The sequence below is a fragment of the Flavobacterium sp. genome (assembly GCF_040379285.1).
Lineage (GTDB): Bacteria > Bacteroidota > Bacteroidia > Flavobacteriales > Flavobacteriaceae > Flavobacterium.
Window position 1 is genome coordinate 1 of sequence record NZ_JBEILJ010000031.1, and the last position, 20,933, is coordinate 20,933.

The window sequence follows — 20,933 nt, forward strand, 5'->3', positions numbered from 1 at the left end:
GTACGCTCTCCATTGGATTCATCAAACCCTACGTTCACAACCGCTTTCATGCTGGGGAAGAAATGAAACTTATATTCCGTTTCCACATTACCAAAAATACGGTGATTTCTACCTGTATCGTAAGTCATCATCAATTGCGCCACAGGGTTGCGTTGCACGTTTGGAGTTAACAAGTTCCCATTGCGGTATTCAAAGAATCCACCAAAAGGAGAAGCCGCATCATATACAGGTTGGGTTGGGTCAAACGTAATAGCTGAACCTTCTACCCCATCCGCAAAACGGTTGTTCTCCATAGTATAGTTGGCATTCACGCGAATTTTCAAGTGATCATTAAAGAAACTTGGCATCAATGTAGTAGAGATAGTATTACGATTAAATTTATTGGTTAAACGCAATCCTTCTTGATATGTATTCCCTATCGACAAACGCGAAGGAACTTTGCCAAATAAATTACCTCGTAAGGATAAGTTGGAGTCAATGAAGTCTGTTCTTCTGTAGATTTCATCTTGCCAATCAGTATTTGCTGTACCTAATTTGCCCACTTCGCCAGGAAATTGTGCGGCCACTAAATTACGGAACTCATTGGCATTGAATACGTCTACTTTACGTACAAGCGAACCCGAACCGTATTGTGAATTAAAATCGACTGATAATTTTTTACCTCCTTTTTTGGTAGTAATCAAAATTACCCCGTTGGAAGCACGCGAACCGTAAATCGCGGTAGCTGAAGCGTCTTTCAACACCGAAATACTTTCAATGTCATTGGGGTTAAGAGAAGCTAAGAAAGAGGTAGAGCCTGTGTTTGTAGCATTTGAAATTGGAAAGTTGTCCACTACAATCAAGGGGTCATTGGAAGCATTAAGCGACGAACCCCCACGGATACGAATTACAGGGTTTGTTCCGGGCGCTCCACCACCCGCATTGATAGTAACCCCCGCCACACGACCTTGAAGAAGGTTGTCGGTAGAAACCATCGCTCCTTTGTTGAAGTCTTTCACTCCCAAAACAGATACCGCTCCCGTGGCATCCTTTTTCTTAACAGAACCATACCCCACTTGCACCACTACTTCTTGCAAAGTATTGGAATCTTCTTCCATAGAAACGGCTACATTTTTTTGACCTTTAAATTCGATGGATTGGCTCTTATAACCGACATAAGAGAAAACTAAAACATCTCCATTTTTAAGTTTACCGATTTTAAAATTACCATCAAGGTCTGTGGAAACGCCCGACTGTGTGCCTTGGACGACCACGTTAACTCCCGGAAGAGGTTGGTTGGATTTAGAATCCACAACCTTACCCTCCAATGTCGCTTGAGCCAAAACGGAAAGCGGCAAAAGGAGCAAGAAAAACAACAACTTGTTATAAATTGTTTTCATACATTTTGTTTAGGTTAATAATTTGTTTTTTTGCTTGTACTTGCACTTCGAAGCGTTAAATTTAGGATAATTTTTTGTTTAAAAAAATGACACCTTAATATACTACCACCGAAAACGTTTTCGTGTTGAAAACTTTCAGAATGCACCATAAAATTAAGGATAAAATTGATAGACTAAAAAATTTAAGCTACCTTTATTCGCAATTAAACAGCTTATAAAAAATTGACATGAAAAGGAAAGTAACGCTCAAGCAAATTGCTAAAGAATTGGATGTATCCATATCAACCGTTTCTAAATCGTTACGCGACAGCCCTGAAATAAGCGAAGATACGCGACAGAAAGTGCAAGCTTTTGCCAAATTATACAACTACAAACCCAACAATATCGCACTAAGTCTCAAGAATAAAAAAACAAAAACAATTTGCATCATTATTCCAGAGATTATCCACCACTTTTTTGCCACAGTAATCAGCGGTGTTGAACATGTGGCCAACGAAAATGGGTACAACGTTCTGGTTTGTTTGTCGGATGAATCGTTTGACAAAGAAGTCATCAACATGGAAATGTTGGCGGGCGGAAGTATTGATGGTTTTATCATGTCACTCTCCAAAGAAACGCAGCAAAGAAGGGACTTTCACCACATCACTGAAGTAATCAATCAAGGGATGCCTGTGGTTATGTTTGATCGAGTGACCAACGATATTCTGTGCGACAAAGTCATTATCGACGATAACTTAGCAGCCTACAACGCAACGCGCTTTTTTATCCACAAAGGTTATAAGAAAATTGCGCTTATCACCACTGTTGATTACGTGAGTGTGGGCAAATTACGCACCGATGGCTACACCAAAGCCATGATGGACCACGATTTGAAAGTCGATCAAAATTTGATTTTGAAAATTGAAGACACGGATAATTTTGACGCACAAATTGAAACTTTACTCCGCGAACAGCAACCTGAAGCCATTTTTGCCGTCAATGAAATTTTTGCTGTAACCGCCATTAAAATAGCCGGGAAACTGGGAATCCAAATTCCAAACGACATTTCCATTATTGGGTTTACCGACGGCATCATTTCGAAATACTCCACTCCTAGCATTTCTACCGTAAGTCAGAATGGAGTAAAGATGGGTGAAAAAGCAGCCAAAATGCTTATCGATCGACTCGAAAATGAAGAAATGGAAATCGAAGAACATTACAAAACAGAAGTTATTGAAACGGCTTTGGTGGAACGTGAATCTACACTTTAATTTTATTTTTTTCAACAAAAAACGTTTTCGCTGCTCTGTTTTTACAAAAAAATGGGGTAAAAAATTACGAGTTTCAAAACTTTTTTATCTTTACCACATCAAACGCTTACTTGCACTTCGAAAAATGAGTAAGTTTTGATAAGCTTTTTATGCTTATCGTTTTAGTAATCAATACGTTACACGATAATGGAAAAGCGTAAGTTAGGTTTCTGGGAAATCTGGAACATGAGTTTTGGTTTCCTAGGGATACAGTTTGGTTTTGCCCTACAAAATGCAAACACTTCACGAATTTTTGACACGTTAGGTGCCGAAGTAGATAAAATAGGTCTTTATTGGTTGGCTGCGCCGCTCACGGGTTTAATTATACAACCCATTGTGGGTTATTTTTCAGACCGAACCTGGACGCGTTTAGGCCGAAGGAGACCTTATTTTCTAGTGGGAGCTATTCTCTCCTCCATCGCTTTAATTTTTATGCCCAATTCTCCGTCGCTTTGGGTCGCGATAGGAACCTTATGGATTATGGATTCCTCCATCAACATTTCTATGGAACCTTTTCGTGCATTTGTGGGGGATAACTTATCCGAACAACAACGCACGTTGGGCTTCTCTATGCAAAGCTTTTTCATTGGACTAGGCGCAGTAGTAGGATCGGCCCTTCCCTACATTTTTACCAATTGGTTTGATGTAGCCAATACAGCTCCAGAGGGCATCATCCCTCCTTCTGTGAAATGGTCGTTTTACATTGGTGGTATTGTTTTTTTACTTGCGGTGCTTTGGACCGTTATTCGTTCTAAAGAATACAGCCCCGAAGAACTCCATGCCTTTGAAAAAGGAAGTGAAAACCACAGTGACGTATCCCTTGAAAAAACGTGTAGCGAGTCGCGCCAGGGCACTATTGGATTTGTACTTACAATTATTGGTTCTTTGCTAACCTATTTTGTGCATGATTTAAACCAAAAGACCAAAGACAGTCACAAAGAAATATACATTTTATCGATTGGAATCTTGACCGCAGGGGTGCTCTTTATGTTGGTTTCCCTATTGCGTAAAAAACAAATCAACAACGGATTTACCACCATTATTACCGATTTACTCAATATGCCCAAAACGATGAAACAATTGGCTTGGGTTCAATTTTTCTCTTGGTTTGCGTTGTTCTCTATGTGGATTTACACCACCAACGCTGTTACAGGTCATGTTTTTGGAACCACAGATGCGAAATCAAAGATTTACAATGATGCAGCCGACTGGGTTTCAGTAATGTTTACCGTATACAATGGGGTAGCGGCAGCAGTTGCTTTCTTACTTCCTGTATTGGCAAAAAGAACAAGCAACAAATTTACCCACATGTTGGCCCTTGTTTTTGGTGGATTCGGACTCATCTCTATTTATTTCCTTTCCGACAAAGTAGGATTACTTCTAGCCATGATTGGAGTGGGAATTGCATGGGCTAGTATTCTTTCCATACCTTATGCGATGCTTTCAGGGGCATTACCCGCACAAAAGATGGGATATTACATGGGTGTTTTCAACTTTTTTGTAGTAATTCCTCAAATTGTAGCCGGAACAATTTTAGGGTTTTTAGTGAAAACATTTTTCAACAACGAACCTATTTACGCTCTAATCATTGGGGGGATTTCCATGATTTTAGCTGGATTTTTAACACTAACCGTAACGACAAGCAGTAAAATAAACATCAATGAGTAAGAAAGCTTTCATTTTCGACCTTGACGGGGTTATTGTCGATACGGCGAAATATCATTTTCTAGCTTGGCAAAAACTGGCCCAAGAACTCGGCATCGAATTTACGCCAGAACACAACGAAGAACTCAAAGGCGTGAGTCGAGTACGTTCCCTTGAGATCATTCTTGGACTCGGAAACTTGACCGCCACCGACGAAGAAAAAGAGCGTTGGCTCATCAAAAAAAATCAAGATTATTTATCCTATATCGAAAACATGGATGAGGATGAAATCTTACCCGGAGTGCTCCCTGTCTTGGAATACATTCGAAGCCAAGGTCACTTTATTGCTTTAGGATCTGCCAGTAAAAATGCGCGACCTATTTTGGAAAAAGTCAATATCATGCCTTTTTTCGATGCGATTGTAGACGGGAATGACGTAACCAACGCCAAACCCGATCCCGAAGTTTTCGTTCGAGCCGCCAGTTTACTTGGCGTAACCAATGAAAATTCTATTGTTTTTGAAGACAGTGTCGCGGGTATTCAAGCCGCAAACATTGCCCACATGACCAGTATCGGTATTGGGGATCCCGCTATTTTAAAAGAAGCCCACTACCATTTCATAGACTTTACCTTTATTGAGCCTTCTTTTATTGAATCGCTCCTCACCTAGAAAATAGAAGATTATTAGGGTTTCTACCCAAAACCTTAATCAAAAACCAATACAATGAATCAGGATTATATCAAACCAGACAACTGGTGTATTATTGAAGAAGGATTTGATGCCGAACGCGTAAAATCATCGGAAAGTTTGTTCAGCATCGGGAATGGTGCTATGGGCCAACGGGCCAATTTTGAAGAGTACTATTCTGGAAAAACATTTCAAGGAAGTTATATTGCCGGTGTTTACTACCCCGATAAAACCAAAGTGGGTTGGTGGAAAAACGGCTATCCCGAATACTTTGCTAAAGTGTTAAACGCCCCGAATTGGATCGGTATCAATATCGAAATTGATGGGGAAGAATTGGACTTAGCAAAATGCACCCAAGTTTCGCATTTCCGTCGTGAACTCAACATGAAGGAAGGCATCTATTCCCGTACATTTCAAGCGACGCTACAAAATGGAACCGAGATCGAAGTCAACGTACGTCGATTCCTTTCTCTTGATCTAGACGAAGCCGGATTCATCAATTACCAAATCAAACCGGTAAACCGAGCTGCTGCTATCGTATTCAAGCCCTATTTGGATGCAGGCGTTCACAATGAAGATGCCAACTGGGAAGAAAAATTCTGGGAACCTTTGGATGTTCACCACCACAATAACCGTGGATTTGTAACCGCGCGTACGTTTAAAACGCATTTTACAGCAACAACCTTCATGCACAACACTATTTTGCTTGAAGGCGCACCCCAAAATAGCACACCACAAGCTACAAATACAGAAGATCATGTCGCTTTTTCGTATGCGATCACTTGTCCGCAAGGTCAAACCGCTGCCATCCAGAAAATTGGAGGGTACACAGTGTCCATGAATCATGACAATACCCAAGTTGCCGCCGAAAATGTAATCGATCAAGCCTTGGCACACGGATTTGAAGCCTACGAATCCCTGCAAAAAGAAGCTTGGGCACGTATCTGGGATATGAGCGACATCACCATCGAAGGCGACGTAAAAGCCCAACAAGGTATTCGTTTTAATATTTTCCAATTGAATCAAACGTATCTTGGAAAAGATTCTCGTTTGAATATCGGCCCTAAAGGATTTACCGGTGAAAAATACGGAGGTTCGACCTATTGGGATACGGAGGCTTACTGTATTCCGTTTTACATGGCGACCAAAGACCAACAAGTCGCCCGTAATTTATTAGCCTACCGCTACAACCAACTCGACCGCGCCATTGAAAATGCGGGTAAACTCGGTTTCACAAACGGAGCCGCCCTCTACCCCATGGTAACCATGAACGGCGAAGAATGCCACAATGAGTGGGAAATTACCTTCGAGGAAATTCACCGTAACGGCGCCATTGCCTTCGCCATTTTCAACTACTACCGTTTTACTGGGGATTACAGTTACATTCCCGAAAAAGGTTTGGAAGTGCTTTTAGGAATAGCCCGCTTTTGGCACCAACGTTCGACCTTCTCCACCTACCGCAACCAATATGTGATTTTGGGGGTTACGGGTCCGAATGAATATGAAAATAATGTCAACAATAACTGGTACACCAACTACATTGCCAAATGGTGTATCGACTATGCGTTGGAGCAAACCGACCGCGTAAAAGCTGAATATCCTGCTGATTACAGTCGCATCATGGCCAAAGTTCAATTGAGTGACGAAGAACGTGCTGCCATGCAAAAAGTAGCCGACAACATGTATTTTGCCTATTCCGATAAACACGGAGTCTACTTACAACAAGACGGTTTCTTGGATAAAGAACTCATCACTGTAGCCGACCTAGACAAGAGTCAGCGCCCTATCAACCAGAAATGGTCTTGGGACCGCATCTTGCGTTCGCCTTACATCAAACAAGCCGATACGCTGCAAGGGTTTTATTTCTTTGAAGATCATTTTACCAAAGAGGAATTGGCCAAACATTTTGACTTTTACGAACCCTTTACGGTACATGAAAGTTCGCTCTCCCCTTGCGTGCACTCCATTCAAGCCGCTGTTTTAGGTCGCATGGAACAAGCCTATACGTTCTACTTGCGTACTTCGCGTTTGGACTTAGACGATTACAACAAAGAGGTGGAAGAAGGGCTACACATTACTTCCATGGCTGGTACCTGGATGAGTATTGTAGAAGGATTCGGCGGTATGCGTGTGCGCGACAACGCCTTACATTTCGAACCGCGCATTCCAGCACAATGGGAAGCCTATTCGTTCAAAATCAATTTCAGAAATCAAATTTTGAAAGTGAGCATTGGTCAAAACGAAACCCAATTTGCCCTAGAAGGCAACGAACCCATTCGGGTGTTTGTCTTTGGCAAAGAAGTACTCGTGGAACCTAATGGGTTAGTAACCGTGTAAAATTTTGAACCATTAAGAAAATTAAGAAGTTAAGGAATTCATGAACATTTATTACCTTAACTTCTTTTTTACATCCATTCCATTCACTCAATTTAAACGCCAAAAAATGACAAAAAAAGAGGTTACTCAGCTAAGTTATGCTTTTGTGGGCTTTGCAATTACTGTTCACAAAGTATTGGGACCAGGTTTACTGGAGAATGTTTTTGAAAAGTGCCTCAAAGAAGAGTTAAGCTTTAAAGGATGTCAAGAAGAGACTCAAAAAACGTTTCAAATTGAATACAGAAATTGCATCATAAATAGTGAATTAAGACTTGACCTACTTGTTAACGACATCGTAATTGTTGAATTTAAAAGTGTTGAAAGTATTTTGCCAATTCATGAAGCGCAATTGTTATCCAATATGAAATTAATGAAAAAGCCGCAAGGACTATTAATTAATTTTTTTACTCATAATATCACTAAATCAACAAAACCATTCGCTAATGAACATTTTTATGCGCTTAATGAATCTTAAATACATCTGAACCTCTTAATGTTTAAAAATGAAAAAACTTATTTTTTTCTTGTTCCTCTCTATTTCAAGTATCGCGCAAATCACTCGAATCGAACCCCCATTTTGGTACACTGACATGAACCGTTCAGAGGTGCAGATTATGTTCTATGGCAAAAACATCGCCCAAAATGAAGTGAGTGCGACCAACCTCATCATCAAAAACGTACAAAAAACCGAAAATCCCAATTACATTTTTGTCACTATCGACACCAAAAATGTAGCGCCGGGCACGTTCACCTTTTCCTTTAAAAACGGTAAAAAATCATTTACCCAAAACTATACCCTCAAAGCCCGTAAAAAGGATTCCGGGTTGCGCAAAGGCTTTGATAGCTCCGATATGATTTACCTGATCATGCCCGATCGTTTCGCCAATGGGAATCCCAACAACGATTCTTCGCCCAATCTCATCGAAAAAGCCGATCGCGTCAACAAAGACGGGCGTCATGGAGGCGATATTGAAGGAATGATTCAACATTTGGATTACATCAAAGAACTCGGCGCTACCGCCATTTGGCCTACGCCACTTTGTGAAGACAACGACGAAAGAGGCTCTTACCATACCTACGGTCAATCGGATGTATACAAAATCGACGAGCGCTTCGGAACCAACGAAGATTATGTGCGCTTGAGCAACGAATTGCATAAACGCAACATGAAACTAATCAAAGATTATGTCACCAACCATTGGGGCTACAAACATTGGATGATGGACGATTTGCCTACCTACGATTGGATTCACCAATTTCCTGGGTATAAACAAACATCGTACCGCATGACCACGCAATTTGACCCCAATGCTTCGGCTTTGGATGCCAAAATATGTATGGACGGTTGGTTTGTAAAATCCATGCCCGACCTCAATCAATCAAATCCATTGGTGCTGAATTATTTGATTCAAAATGCACTGTGGTGGATTGAATACGCCGACCTCGATGGTTTCCGTGTAGATACCTACCCCTACGCCGATAAAAATGCTATTGCAACCTGGACCAAAGCCATTATGGATGAATACCCCAATTTCAACATCGTTGGGGAAGCATGGTTGTACAGCACCGCTCAAATCGCCTATTGGCAAAGGGACAGTAAAGTGGCCGCGATTCAAAGCTACAATTCGTACCTGCCATCCGTCATGGATTTTATGCTTCAAAGCATTCTCAACGAAGGAGTGCTACACGAAGACAAAAGCGAATGGCAAAAAGGAATCGTTCGGGTGTACAACAGTCTTGCCAGCGACTTTTTGTATCCCGACATCAACAATCTACTCATTTTTGCAGAAAATCACGATACACAACGACTCAATCAATTCTACCCCGAATTTGAAAAATACAAACTTACCATGATGCTCCTTTCCACTATGCGCGGGATACCACAGTTGTATTATGGGTCCGAAATTGGGATGGCAGGCGATAAAAACAAAGGCGATGGGGATATCCGTCGTGATTTCCCTGGCGGTTGGCCCGGGGATACGCAAAACGCATTTACCCCAGCGGGACGTACACCCGAACAACAAAAATATTTCGAAATCACCGCACAATTATTCAATTGGCGTAAAACCAAAAAGGTAATCCACACCGGAAAAACTACGCACTATGTTCCCGAAAACAATGTCTATGTTTACTTCCGTCATAACGAAAAAGAAAGCGTAATGGTGCTCATCAACAACAGCAACGAAAAACAAACGGTGAGTCCGGAGCCATTTGCCGAAAACCTAGCAAAATATGCGCAAGGAAAAGATATTTTAACCCAAAAATCATTCGACATTCGTAAACCCATCGAAATCGAACCCAAATCAGGATTCATTTTGGAATTACAATAATGAGGAGCTATTTCCCGCTCTACTTGCCTGCCGTTTTAGGCAGGTCGGGGCTAAAAACCAACGTATGAAAAAGACACTTTTCTTCTTTTTGACCGTAAGTCTGGCATGGGCTCAAAATCCCAACCGAAAATTTACAAACCTTACCACTACCACCGCTGGTGTTGAAATTGGGGTAACCGACGGCCGTTACCTGATCAAAGTACTCAGCGACCAAATCGTTGAAACCTCGTTCATTCCTTCGGGGGAGACGTTTAATCCTATCTCGCATGCCACGCTTTTGTCGGCGCACAACCCAACGTATACCGCCACCGAATCGGGGAATGAACTCTACCTCAACACCCCTCAAATTAAAGTGGTGGTCACCAAACAACCGTTTCAAATTCGATATTTCACCCCAAAAAACGAATTAATCCTTTCTGAGCGCTTGGGTTATATCAAAAAAGATTCAACAGAGGTCTTGGATTTCAACCTAACCGCCGAAGAGAAATTATACGGCGGCGGCGCACGTGCGCTAGGCATGAACCGTCGCGGCAATCGTTTGGCACTCTACAATCGCGCGCATTATGGCTATGAAACGCGTGCCGAATTGATGAATTTCTGCCTCCCGGTGGTACTTTCTTCCAAACAATATTTGGTGCATTTTGACAATCCCGCCATCGGGCATTTGGACTTGGACAGCCAAAAAAATAATTCCTTACAATACGAAACCATCTCCGGACGTAAAACGTATCAAGTGGTCGTCGGAGGAAGTTGGCCCGAATTGATTCAAAACTATACCGAACTCACCGGCCGTCAACCCCTACCACCGCGCTGGGCTTTGGGAAATTTTGCCTCACGTTTTGGCTACCGCTCTCAAGAAGAAGTAGACAAAACCATTCAAAAATTTGAAACCGATAAAATTCCAGTCGATGCGATTATTCTCGACTTGTATTGGTTTGGTAAAACCATCAAAGGCACGATGGGCAATTTGGATTGGGACAAAGAGACCTTTCCCGAACCCGAGAAAATGATGGCCGACCTTAAAGCCAAAGGAGTGAAAACCGTATTGATCACAGAACCCTTCATTTTAACGACCTCTCAAAAATGGCAAGAAACCGTCGACAAAAAAGCATTGGCTACATTTAAAAATGGAACCCCAGCGGTTTGGGACTTTTACTTTGGAAATACAGGCATTGTTGATGTCTTCAAACCCGAAGGAAAAGAGTGGTTTTGGGCAATTTACAAACGCCTGATCAACCAAGGTATGGGCGGGATTTGGGGCGATTTGGGCGAACCCGAAGTGTTCCCTTCTAAAGTGATGACCGCCGCAGGAAAAGCCGATGAAGTGCACAACATTTATGGCCACCGATGGGCGCAACTCATCGCTGAAGGATACCAAAAAGATTTTCCAAACCAACGTCCGTTTATCCTCATGCGAGCCGGATATTCGGGTTCACAGCGCTTCGGCATGATTCCGTGGAGCGGGGATGTGAATCGCACATGGGGTGGTTTGCAGAGTCAGATGGAAATTGCCCTTCAAATGGGAATGCAAGGTTTAGGCTATATGCACAGCGACCTCGGGGGATTTGCTGGCGATTATTTTGATAACGAATTGTATCTCCGCTGGTTGCAATATGGTGTATTCAATCCCATTTTCCGACCCCATGCCCAAGACGATGTAGCTTCTGAAGTGGCGCGAAAAGATATAGTTACCAAAGCCAAAGCCAAAAAATCAGTCGAGCTGCGCTATCAGTTGTTACCCTACAACTATACCTTAGCCTACGAAAACAGCACAACGGGATTGCCCTTGATGCGTCCGTTGTTTTTTGAAGAACCCCAAAATGAATCGCTGCAAACCGTTGCAGACACCTATCTATGGGGTAAAGATTTTTTGATCAAACCCATTGTAAATCCCGGCGTAACACAAACCGAAGTGTACTTCCCTAAAACGGCAAATTGGTTTGATTTTTACACCCATAAAAAATTTGCAGGCGGTAAAAAAGCAACGGTAAAAGTTGCCGAAGAGTACATTCCAACCTTCGTTCGCGCAAACACCTTACTACCCATGACAGTGGTGGTGCAAAACACGACTTTATACCAAAACAACGCACTAAATTTTATCGCTTATGTAGACGGAAATGGAGTGTCTGAACGCACCTTCTATTTTGACGATGGCACAACGCCCAACGCCAATACAGCCACCCAAAATCATGAATTGCTTCGCGCCAATTGGAAGGCTGACGACAAAAAAATTGTACTCACCTTTTCGCAAAACGAAACCACTTCTGTCCCGAACGTTTCTGAAAAAAAGGGAACCATAACGCTATATAATGTGGTCATCAAGCCCAAAAAAATAACTCAAAACGGCCTAGCGATCCCTTTTCAATGGGAAGCAAAAACCAAAAAACTCACGTTCTTGTACCAACATAATCAAAGTAAAACGAGCCTAACGATTGTCCGCTAACTATGAAAAAAATCCTTTTTACTCTTGCCCTTTTGGTTGGGGCTAACGCGTTAACATTGGCGCAAAACCGAACCAAACCAGCCGCACCGAAAACCCCTTTTTATTGGGAAAGTGCCAATGTTTATTTTCTACTGACCGACCGTTTTAACAATGGCGATCGCACCAACGATAAACAGTACAACCGCACAAAACCTGCAGGGAAATTACGAGGTTTTGAAGGCGGTGATTTACGAGGCGTAATCCAAAAAATTGACGAAGGGTATTTTGACAAACTCGGCATCAACGCCATTTGGATGACCCCTATTGTAGAGCAAATCCATGATGGAGTCGACGAAGGCACCGGATTCTCCTATGGTTTTCATGGGTATTGGACCAGAGACTGGACCGCGCTTGACCCCAATTTTGGTACGCGAAAAGATTTGGCCGAATTGGTAAGCAAAGCCCATGCGCGCGGTATTCGAATTATTTTGGACGCCGTCATTAACCACTCCGGACCGGTTACGGCTGAGGATTCCGTTTATCCCAACGATTGGGTGCGTACGAGTCCCAAATGCCAATACAATTCGTACGACTCCAACATCAACTGTACCTTGGTAGAAAATCTTCCCGATGTTAAAACGGAAAGCAAAGCCAATGTCGAACTTCCTCCTTTTTTGGTTGAAAAATGGAAAAAAGAAGGCCGTTACGAACAGGAAATGAAGGAACTCGATGCGTTTTTTAAACAAACGGGCTATCCCCGAGCGCCTCGGTATTACATCATGAAATGGCTCGCAGATTACATCACTGATTTTGGTATCGACGGCTACCGGGTGGATACAGCAAAGCATACGACCGAGGATGTTTGGGCCGATTTCAAAAAAGTTTGCGACCAAGCCTTTGCCACCTATAAAAAAAATAACCATAAAAAAGTCTTAGACAACAATCCCTTCTTTATGGTGGGTGAAGTCTATGGCTATTACATCGGCGGCAAGCAGTATTACGACTATGGCGATAAAAAAGTAAATTACTTTGAACATGGTTTTGACGGCTTAATCAACTTTGATTTTCGCAATGAAGCCAATATGGATTTTGAGCCGCTCTTTTCGAAGTACAATACACTTTTGCAAAATGATTTAAAAGGATACACCGTCATGAACTACGTTTCCTCACACGACGACAGTTGGCCTTTTGATAAAAAACGAGTTCGTCCGTTTGAAAGTGGAACAAAACTACTGCTAGCTCCTGGTATCGCTCAGGTCTATTATGGTGATGAAAGCGTTCGTCCGCTCGACATTCCCGGCACTCAAGGAGACGCTACCTTACGATCCTTTATGAATTGGAAAGAAATGGCCACCGATGTTTACCGTCAGGCGGTGTTGGAGCATTGGCAAAAACTCGGCCGCTTCCGACGAACCCATCCCGCCATTGGTGCTGGAGTGCACCAACAAATTTCAGCTACGCCTTATGTGTTCAGCCGTAGTTTTCAAAAAGAAGCGTTCGAAGACCATGTAGTTGTGGGCTTACAACTCAATACAGGAACCAAAACCATCCCTGTGGGACCACACTTCCCCAATGGAACCCGTTTACGCGATGCCTATTCGGGGAAAATAGCGACCGTGACCGAGGGAAAAATCACGTTGACCACCGATTACATGATTGTCCTTTTGGAAAAGATGTAAAGAAAGCCGACTTTTTAGTCGGTTTTTTTGTGGGTAAAATTCACATTTCGTTAAGAATATCGACTTAACATTTCGATAACTTTGCGTTGTATTATAATCCGAACGCCTATGGGATTTGAATATATTGAAATAGAACGGGTTGAAAAGTTAACCAAAGAAGAGTTTTTAAAAAATTACTACGCCAAACAAAAACCCGTAGTCATCACCAACCAAATTGAGGACTGGCCTGCCTTTTCAAAATGGAATTTAGCATACATCCGTCAAGAAGCGGGACATACGACCGTTCCATTGTATGACAGCCGAAAAACCGATTATACCAAAAAAGTCAACGAGCCCGATTTTACGATGACCATGAACGAATACTTGGACATCTTGGAAAAAGGGCCCACCGATTTGCGTATATTTTTGTACAATTTATTCAAAGATGCTCCCCAATTGAAAGCCGATATCAAATGGCCTGACTTCGGTGTTCGGCTCTTCAAAGGGTTTCCCCTCGTCTTTTTTGGGGGTGAAGATTCTAAAGTGTTCATGCATTATGACATTGATTTGGCCAATATTTTTCATTTTCATTTCAATGGTGAAAAACAATGCGTGATGGTCGATCCGCGGGAATCCAAATACATGTACCGACTCCCCTATTCTTGGATTTGCAATGAGGACATTGATTTTGATCGGCCCGATTTCGACAGATTCCCTGCATTGCAAAAAGTAAAACCCTACATCACCCATCTCAAACACGGAGAAATGTTGTACATGCCCGAAGGGTGGTGGCACTATATGAAATACCTTACGCCGGGGTTCTCCTTGAGTCTTCGCTCATTGGCACACAAACCGGGCAATCTTGCGGAAGCGTTTACCAATGTATTTCTTCGCCGTAATTACGACAACTGGATGCGGAAACGGAAAGGACAAGCCTGGTTGGATTACAAAGACGAAGAAGCCTTCCGTCGCACCAATGCTCTCGTTCGATAATGTGGCGCATTGGACATCGCGGGGCATGTGGATACGCCCTAGAAAACACCCTAACTTCCTTTGAAAAAGCGTTGGGCCTCGGGGTAGAAGGTATCGAACTCGATGTTCGTGTAAGCCTTGATCAACAAGCTATGGTGATCCACGATGCTACCCTAGACCGAACGACCGCTGCATCGGGTTGGGTAAAAGACTACAACAGCGCAGATTTACAACAAATGGGCATTCCCACCCTCGAAGCGGTCTACAACCTTGTGGCCAACCGTTGTTTGCTCAATATTGAAATCAAAGAAAAAGCGGCATTACAACCCGTTCTTCAATTCCTTGAACAAGGTGTAAAGGCCCATACGTTTGCGAATGCCAAGTGTATACTTTCGGCATTTGATTGGCACATATTGGAAACCCTTAGAGACCTACATCCCGCCTATCGATTGGGCGTTTTGACCGAAGAAAATCTGGAAGCAGCAATTCAATTTGCCCAAAAGATTGGCGCTTTCAGTCTGCATCCCGACCATAAATTACTTACTTTTGAAGCGGTGAAATCGATACAACAGCACGGCATTAAAGTTATTCCTTGGACCGTAAACGACCCCGAGAGGATACAAACGTTAAAAGCGTGGCAAGTAGAAGGTATCATTTCAGATTTCCCCGATCGTTTATGAAGCACTATGATGTGATCTTGGTGGGAGGTGGCGCTGCTGGATTTTTTACCGCCATTAATTTGGTAGAAAAACATCCGCATTTAAAAGTGGCGATTTTAGAACGCGGCAAGGAGGTCTTGTCTAAAGTTCGTATCTCCGGGGGCGGGCGTTGCAATGTTACCCATGCTTGCTTTGTACCTTCCGATTTGGTAAAAAATTATCCTCGTGGGGAAAAAGAATTGTTGGGGCCTTTCAATCAATTCTGCACGGGCGACACGATAGCATGGTTTGAACAACATGGCGTAAGCTTAAAAATTGAAGAAGATGGCAGGATGTTTCCCACCACCGATTCTTCAGAAACGATTATAGATTGTTTTCTAAAAGCCACCCGGCAATTGGATATTCAAGTGCTCACCCAACAAAGTGTCCAATCGATATTCCGCGGTGAAAATTATTGGAAAATAGAAACCCAAAACGAACACTATTCGGCAGAAAAAGTGGTGATTACCACAGGAAGCAACCCTAAAATTTGGGAACTACTTGCCCAATTAGGGCACACCATCGTTGAGGCAGTACCGTCGCTTTTTACGTTCAATTGCAAAGACAGTCGCATCAAAGACCTCATGGGGTTATCGACACCGGCTATCGTATCGGTTGCAGGCACAAAACTCAGCGCCACAGGACCGTTGCTCATCACCCATTGGGGCATGAGTGGGCCGGGAATTTTACGGTTATCCGCCTGGGGGGCGCGCATTTTAGCTGAAAAAAAATACCAATGTACGGTAGTGATTAATTGGCTCCCCGAGGAAGATCGGGAATCTTGTGTGGCTTTGTTGAAAACGATTCGAGGGGAACATTCCAAAAAAAAGGTAGCCCGAAAAGCTCCTGTAGACCTACCCAACCGACTTTGGGACAATTTGGTGCAAGCCGCCGGAATTGCAGACGAACAAAAATGGGCCGATGTGACCAACAAACAACTCCAACAATTGGCCGAACAACTCACGCACGGTCAATTCCAAGTGAATGGAAAAAGTACTTTTAAAGAGGAATTTGTAACGGCAGGAGGCATTGATTTGAAAGAAGTGAATTTCAAAACCATGGAAAGTAAATTGTTACCTCATCTGTACTTTGCCGGTGAAGTAGTAAACATCGATGCCATAACCGGAGGATTTAATTTTCAAAATGCATGGACAGGCGGATTTATCATTGCCAATAATGTGTAGGCGCAGTTGTACAGTGCTACTCAAAAGTACTTTTGAGCAAAAATCAATTACTATTTTTAACAATGAAAATAATGTTTAAAAACGGTCAACTCTAATTAGGGAAGTACATTACTTTGGGAATTAAGAAATCTAATTGCTGATAGCTAGCCCCCCAGCCCCCAAAGGGGGAGAATTACAATTTCAAATTAAATAATGACTGATGACTGAACACTGTTGACTAGCCCCCAATGGGGAGCTTACAACAAATTTATGTGAAGTCGGTCAATACATAAATAAAACTGGAGATGACACAACAAAGACTACTTTCGCCACTAGTACGTTTTCGAATGCAGCCTCAACTTCGCACCCTTGATGAAGTCGCAATAGCGATGTCCGAATAAAAAAAAACCACCCTCGCGGGTGGTTACTATTTTTCTTTCGTAAAGTAAAATCCAAAATCTTTATAAATGTCGAAACAATCCAAACCGTTGAGTAAAATAAACGGAATACAAATTTTAAAAAGTAGTGGAAATAGTATTGCTCATTAAAAAAATTTGAATCGTTAAGTGATATCTTAGAATTTAGTTAGTTTTTAACACACCTAACAGATAAAGCACTCTTTTTTAACAAACCACTACTTGATAGACCTAAAGATGTGCTATGTACTTCCCTAGAATAGGCCAAATCTCCATTAGAAGTTGAAGTCCACCAATAAGCCGATTTAGCTTTATTTTTAAAAACATCTGCTAGAGTTGGTGCGGGAATCGTATGGTAGTTTAAATAGCCCGTACCTGCTGGTAGTGCAGTAAAACCAGACTGATTATTTGAAAAAGCAGTGGTCACTTCCCAGTAGGTTCCCGAATCATCTTTAATTTTGATTCCCGCCACAGCATCACCACCTAAAAACGTGGATAAAGAAGACCATTCATTGGCTGTTGGAACATGCCACCCATTTGGAGCTAGACCTCTCGGATCGTTTACCGCATACCAGTTATATAATTTACCATAAGTGGTTCCATTGGCAGAATTGTTTTCGTAATAACACCATGCACCTGTTGTTAAGTTATCCCATTGATTGATGTCGGTAACTTGTGGTATTACATCTCCATTTCTATATTTTGTGACACTTAAATTCTCTTTCATCCATTCTTTACCATTGATAATTACAGTTGAATACGATTTACCATCAATATCATTAACTCCACTTCCAGCACTTGAAATTAAATTTAAAGTGGTAAAAGTAGTCTGCTGACTGTAAGTAACATTTCCTTCCGTGTCTTTTGCATACGTTCTGAGGAAATAATTTGTATTTAAAGTCAATGAACTAATGTCACTGTAATAAAATCCAGTTAAAGGATTCAGTACACCAACAACATGTGCTCCAGAAATGGTTGGATTGGGTGAAGTACTCCAACACACCCCAATCTCCTGCAAAATACTCAGACCTGATGTCACGGTACTAAAACATCTAGCTCCAGTAAAAGAAATATTAGTCACACTATAGGTTTCGACCCGCAAAACTTCAGACGCATTTGCCCCAGAATTATTTTCACTATTACTACAACTAACTAAAAAAAGGGAGATAAAAACTACAATTAAAAAATTTTTCATGAGGTGTAAAGCATTACATATTAACTAAAAACAAATATAAAAAAAAATAAATAGACAACACAACTAATTTACGAGTAGAATAAACAAACACAACGCAGTAAAGTAACTCTTGTAAAGAAAGTATTGCATTACAAATTTAATGATTTCATGGCTCCAAATGAGAGCCATGAAATTAATTTAATATAATCTTCAAATCTAAAAATAGGATTATCGGAAAATGCAAAAGATGGTAACGATTTTCTTGGTTAAAAAATAAAAATCAGTATCGCTTTTTTAAAATGAGCAATAGAGAAACTAATTTTTTATGTAGCGGTACTTTAGCATAACAAATTTTAATTAATTTCTATTGATTTGAATTTTTTTACTGAACAACCTCTATCTTTTGTATTAATCAAATTCTTTTCTATCACCTTAGGATTAGAACTAATACTCATAATCTCCTTTTTTTCTAATCTGAAGTGCTGTTTATCAAAAGTATTTTGAAAATATAAAATTTTTGATTGATTTACTACTTTAAGAATATTTTTTTCTATTTCAAAGTAGTTATGAACTTCTATATTATTTAAATTAAAAAAAGTTTTGTTTTTGTTTAAGTCAACATCAATATAAATGGTTGAAGTATCATTATCAATTAAGGGCATCGAATAACTATATAACTCTATGATTGCGACTCTCAAAGTGTCAAAAATAAATAGTCTTGATTTATTCCTATTATCTTTAAAGTTAGCTTTGCAAGCAAAAAAAAAGTTATTATTACTTTTTGAAGTAGCTTTAACTTCAAATATCAATTTGTTTTCAATTTTTTTTAAGTTATCAAAATTTCTTTTATTCAAAAAAATATCATATTTAACAAGATTAAGACTGTAATCATTATCATGATATTTATCTTCTTTAAAAAAAATGGAATAAAACACAATATTTATCAATACAACAACTGAAGCACTAATCAATAAATTTTTATTTTTATTTATCATTGTAATACTTATTTCTGTTTTCAACTAATCTTTTATAATCACCTGTCACATAATTTTTAAAATTAAAAGTATTTGCCTGTCTTTTGTATACTTCACCATGAATATTATACTCACCTATTTTTTGTCTTAAACCCATTACACCATGAAATTGATATTCATGTTCAAATAAAGAAAAAATGTTTGGCGCAGTATTTAAGTATTTTTTTCTGTGATCAAAACCAAAAGTAATCTGATGAATACTCTTTTGAGGATTATCCAAATTATTTAACACACAAACACTTAATCCAATATCACCTCCAAGATCACCTGCTTTTTCAGTTTTTATTCCAAGTCTTTTTGAATAAACTTGAACAGAATTTCCAAATAAATTTTGTTCTATGCTATTTTCATGATAAAAAAGAGCATAGAGTTTTTTTGAAATATAGTCAACTGCCTTGGTAAAGAGTTTAAATCCTTTTTCTGTTTCAGGCAAATCTGCAATTGAAGTACTATTTTCAACTGCAACAGAGTGTTCAATTTTTTTACCCCCAGCCTGACTTGTCAAAGATTCATATTTTTCCTTACTCATAAAAAGTACCTCTCCTCTGAGAAACCCTTTATTATCTACACCCAGAAACTCACCAGTATTATCATCAAAAATCGGGCTTTCTCCTTCAGTCTTACCATCTGGATCTACATATTTCAGAGGATTATTAAAACAAAATCTGTAAGGAGTCCAATCAGGCGTTAATTCTGTCAATGGATCAACACTTAACCAAATACTCACTTTTGGGTCATAGTACCGAGCGCCGTAATAGTACAGCCCTGTTTCTTCATCCAACTCCTTACCATTAAACTTATAGGGCGAATTGTAATAATTGCTACCCAACTGCTGCGCCATGGTTTATCTCACTTTGCTCTTATTTTCAGTGGTGTTCGATTAATCTTCGATTTCTCCAAAAGGTAAATTTAAGAAAAATTGGTACGCATTTCCATTAAAATCGGTCAAAGCTGTGCTGGTGCCTAGATGATCGGGATGGTAATAATATAAAGTTGATCGTCGTGCTGCTCGTTCCTCTCCCAAATTTTTCAAATAAGAGGAGTTATCCTCGTTATCAGTTTTATTTTCATCAGCCAATGCCTTTTCTTGCTCGGCTAGTGGAACTGGTTTGTAGTCTTTGTACACTATAGTTCCTCTTTTGAGTAGGTCGGCATAGCTTTGTAAATCTGTTTTTTGGGCTTCTTGCAGTTTCTTAGGATTTCATGGCTCCAAATGAGAGCCATGAAATTAATTTAATATAATCTTCAAATCTAAAAATAGGATTATCGGAAAATGCAAAAGATGGTAACGATTTTCTTGGTTAAAAAATAAAAATCAGTTTCGCTTTTTGAAATGAGCAATAGAGAAACTAATTTTTTATGTAGTATTACCATTGATAAAATAGTACACCCCAATAATGAAGTGCCTACAGAAGTAGTGATTGAAGACAAAACCGCAATGGAGCAATTACGCTTAATACAAGAGCTGGAAGATAAAGACAGAAGTATTGTTTTTGCTATTATTGATAAAATGCTTACTACTAAAAAGTTTAAAGATTTCTTTAATAATAACGCTGCTTTGCTTTAGAAAAATATAGTTTTTAAATGATAAACCCCGAGTGATGGCTCAGGGTTTATTACATATTTATTGTTTAATGAAATTATATTTTATCATTTCATCTGGATCCGTACTATCGAGGTTTTTCATTAG

General features: G+C 40.4%; 17 protein-coding genes. 12 read left to right on the forward strand and 5 right to left on the reverse strand.

The window, feature by feature from the left end:
- Positions 1-1,379 (reverse strand): carboxypeptidase-like regulatory domain-containing protein (locus ABWO12_RS07855; RefSeq protein ID WP_353088201.1); only part of this gene is annotated, 1,379 nt, incomplete at its 3' end.
- A gap of 227 nt (positions 1,380-1,606) precedes the next feature.
- On the opposite strand from ABWO12_RS07855, the gene ABWO12_RS07860 reads away from it, so the two are divergent.
- From ABWO12_RS07860 to ABWO12_RS07910, 11 genes are all read left to right on the forward strand, one after another.
- Positions 1,607-2,629 (forward strand): LacI family DNA-binding transcriptional regulator, encoded by a 1,023-nt coding sequence (locus ABWO12_RS07860; protein ID WP_353088203.1) that lies wholly within the window; start codon positions 1,607-1,609, stop codon positions 2,627-2,629.
- A 186-nt stretch (positions 2,630-2,815) separates the two neighbouring features.
- Complete coding sequence (locus ABWO12_RS07865; RefSeq protein ID WP_353088205.1) at positions 2,816-4,336, forward strand: MFS transporter; 1,521 nt, start codon at positions 2,816-2,818, stop codon at positions 4,334-4,336.
- Positions 4,329-4,982 (forward strand): beta-phosphoglucomutase, encoded by a 654-nt coding sequence (pgmB, locus tag ABWO12_RS07870; protein ID WP_353088207.1) that lies wholly within the window; start codon positions 4,329-4,331, stop codon positions 4,980-4,982. The genes ABWO12_RS07865 and pgmB overlap by 8 nt, the downstream gene beginning before the upstream one ends.
- Before the next feature lie 54 nt (positions 4,983-5,036).
- A complete protein-coding gene (gene mdxK, locus ABWO12_RS07875) occupies positions 5,037-7,337 on the forward strand; it encodes a maltose phosphorylase MdxK (protein ID WP_353088209.1) in 2,301 nt (766 codons plus the stop codon).
- Positions 7,338-7,443: 106 nt separating this feature from the next.
- On the forward strand, positions 7,444-7,851 hold the full coding sequence (locus ABWO12_RS07880; RefSeq protein WP_353088211.1) for a GxxExxY protein: 408 nt from the start codon (positions 7,444-7,446) through the stop codon (positions 7,849-7,851).
- A gap of 28 nt (positions 7,852-7,879) precedes the next feature.
- A complete protein-coding gene (locus ABWO12_RS07885) occupies positions 7,880-9,706 on the forward strand; it encodes a glycoside hydrolase family 13 protein (RefSeq protein ID WP_353088212.1) in 1,827 nt (608 codons plus the stop codon).
- A gap of 64 nt (positions 9,707-9,770) precedes the next feature.
- A complete protein-coding gene (locus tag ABWO12_RS07890; protein ID WP_353088213.1) occupies positions 9,771-12,149 on the forward strand; it encodes a glycoside hydrolase family 31 protein in 2,379 nt (792 codons plus the stop codon).
- Between the two features lie 2 nt (positions 12,150-12,151).
- Positions 12,152-13,807, forward strand: coding sequence for an alpha-amylase family glycosyl hydrolase (locus ABWO12_RS07895; RefSeq protein ID WP_353088215.1), 1,656 nt, complete (start codon positions 12,152-12,154; stop codon positions 13,805-13,807).
- A 108-nt stretch (positions 13,808-13,915) separates the two neighbouring features.
- Positions 13,916-14,779: a cupin-like domain-containing protein gene (locus ABWO12_RS07900; RefSeq protein ID WP_353088216.1), complete on the forward strand. Its 864-nt coding sequence runs from the start codon at positions 13,916-13,918 to the stop codon at positions 14,777-14,779.
- Entirely contained in the window at positions 14,779-15,438 is a 660-nt protein-coding gene (locus ABWO12_RS07905) for a glycerophosphodiester phosphodiesterase (protein ID WP_353088217.1), read from the forward strand. Before ABWO12_RS07900 ends, ABWO12_RS07905 begins: the two co-directional genes overlap by 1 nt.
- The gene (locus ABWO12_RS07910) at positions 15,435-16,640 is read left to right on the forward strand and encodes a BaiN/RdsA family NAD(P)/FAD-dependent oxidoreductase (RefSeq protein WP_353088219.1); all 1,206 of its coding nucleotides are present in this window, start codon (positions 15,435-15,437) and stop codon (positions 16,638-16,640) included. The genes ABWO12_RS07905 and ABWO12_RS07910 overlap by 4 nt, the downstream gene beginning before the upstream one ends.
- Positions 16,641-17,204: 564 nt before the next feature.
- On the opposite strand, the gene ABWO12_RS07915 is transcribed toward ABWO12_RS07910, so the two are convergent.
- From ABWO12_RS07915 to ABWO12_RS07930, 4 genes are all read right to left on the reverse strand, one after another.
- Positions 17,205-18,230 carry a fibrobacter succinogenes major paralogous domain-containing protein gene (locus tag ABWO12_RS07915; RefSeq protein ID WP_353088221.1) on the reverse strand — a complete coding sequence of 342 codons (1,026 nt, stop codon included), beginning with the start codon at positions 18,228-18,230 and terminating at the stop codon, positions 17,205-17,207.
- A 332-nt stretch (positions 18,231-18,562) separates the two neighbouring features.
- The gene (locus ABWO12_RS07920) at positions 18,563-19,228 is read right to left on the reverse strand and encodes a hypothetical protein (RefSeq protein ID WP_353088223.1); all 666 of its coding nucleotides are present in this window, start codon (positions 19,226-19,228) and stop codon (positions 18,563-18,565) included.
- Positions 19,194-20,084, reverse strand: a complete 891-nt coding sequence (locus ABWO12_RS07925) for an RHS repeat domain-containing protein (RefSeq protein WP_353088225.1) — start codon at positions 20,082-20,084, stop codon at positions 19,194-19,196. The genes ABWO12_RS07920 and ABWO12_RS07925 overlap by 35 nt, the downstream gene beginning before the upstream one ends.
- Positions 20,085-20,123: 39 nt before the next feature.
- On the reverse strand, positions 20,124-20,369 hold the full coding sequence (locus tag ABWO12_RS07930) for a hypothetical protein (protein WP_353088226.1): 246 nt from the start codon (positions 20,367-20,369) through the stop codon (positions 20,124-20,126).
- Between the two features lie 207 nt (positions 20,370-20,576).
- Between ABWO12_RS07930 and ABWO12_RS07935 the strand changes: the two genes are divergently transcribed.
- A complete protein-coding gene (locus ABWO12_RS07935) occupies positions 20,577-20,810 on the forward strand; it encodes a hypothetical protein (RefSeq protein WP_353088228.1) in 234 nt (77 codons plus the stop codon).
- Positions 20,811-20,933: the final 123 nt, after the last annotated feature.

Coding starts and splice junctions, on each gene's coding strand:
- ABWO12_RS07935 (WP_353088228.1), top strand. CDS start 20,577: ATGAGCAATAGAGAAACTAATTTTTTATGTAGTATTACCATTGATAAA.
- mdxK (WP_353088209.1), top strand. CDS start 5,037: ATGAATCAGGATTATATCAAACCAGACAACTGGTGTATTATTGAAGAA.
- ABWO12_RS07925 (WP_353088225.1), bottom strand. CDS start 20,084: ATGGCGCAGCAGTTGGGTAGCAATTATTACAATTCGCCCTATAAGTTT.
- ABWO12_RS07885 (WP_353088212.1), top strand. CDS start 7,880: ATGAAAAAACTTATTTTTTTCTTGTTCCTCTCTATTTCAAGTATCGCG.
- ABWO12_RS07860 (WP_353088203.1), top strand. CDS start 1,607: ATGAAAAGGAAAGTAACGCTCAAGCAAATTGCTAAAGAATTGGATGTA.
- ABWO12_RS07890 (WP_353088213.1), top strand. CDS start 9,771: ATGAAAAAGACACTTTTCTTCTTTTTGACCGTAAGTCTGGCATGGGCT.
- ABWO12_RS07895 (WP_353088215.1), top strand. CDS start 12,152: ATGAAAAAAATCCTTTTTACTCTTGCCCTTTTGGTTGGGGCTAACGCG.
- pgmB (WP_353088207.1), top strand. CDS start 4,329: ATGAGTAAGAAAGCTTTCATTTTCGACCTTGACGGGGTTATTGTCGAT.
- ABWO12_RS07900 (WP_353088216.1), top strand. CDS start 13,916: ATGGGATTTGAATATATTGAAATAGAACGGGTTGAAAAGTTAACCAAA.
- ABWO12_RS07905 (WP_353088217.1), top strand. CDS start 14,779: ATGTGGCGCATTGGACATCGCGGGGCATGTGGATACGCCCTAGAAAAC.
- ABWO12_RS07910 (WP_353088219.1), top strand. CDS start 15,435: ATGAAGCACTATGATGTGATCTTGGTGGGAGGTGGCGCTGCTGGATTT.
- ABWO12_RS07865 (WP_353088205.1), top strand. CDS start 2,816: ATGGAAAAGCGTAAGTTAGGTTTCTGGGAAATCTGGAACATGAGTTTT.
- ABWO12_RS07915 (WP_353088221.1), bottom strand. CDS start 18,230: ATGAAAAATTTTTTAATTGTAGTTTTTATCTCCCTTTTTTTAGTTAGT.
- ABWO12_RS07880 (WP_353088211.1), top strand. CDS start 7,444: ATGACAAAAAAAGAGGTTACTCAGCTAAGTTATGCTTTTGTGGGCTTT.